Source organism: Bacillus sp. AF62 (genome assembly GCF_050312695.1).
GTDB classification, from domain to species: Bacteria; Bacillota; Bacilli; order Bacillales; family Bacillaceae_G; genus Bacillus_A; species Bacillus_A cereus.
This window is the reverse complement of the sequence record NZ_JBNPJZ010000325.1, coordinates 1-232: the sequence shown is the minus strand read 5'-3', so window position 1 is coordinate 232 and position 232 is coordinate 1. Positions and strand designations below refer to the sequence as shown.

Here is a 232-nt window from a genome sequence, read left to right as displayed (position 1 = left end):
CTATTACCTTAAATGCACAGACGATTGGTGCGTATGGCGCGTTTCCTTATACGGAGGCAATCCCTTCTAATACAGATTTGGAAACGTTAACGTCAGCGGGTGTCTATAGTTCTGATGGGGCGAGTGGTGCTCCTGTGAATGGTCCTTTAAATGCGAATCCGATTTGGACGGTATATGTTTCAGTAATTGCGCCTGGTATTGGAAGCCCGTCTATCTTGCAATTATTTATTTC

Annotated in this window: 1 protein-coding gene; it reads left to right on the top strand. The window is 44.4% G+C overall.

Annotation, left to right across the window (positions count from 1 at the left end; all coding sequences use genetic code 11):
- On the top strand, nt 1–232 hold a 232-nt coding region (locus tag ACQRBL_RS33005), incomplete at both ends, for a hypothetical protein (RefSeq protein ID WP_427736511.1).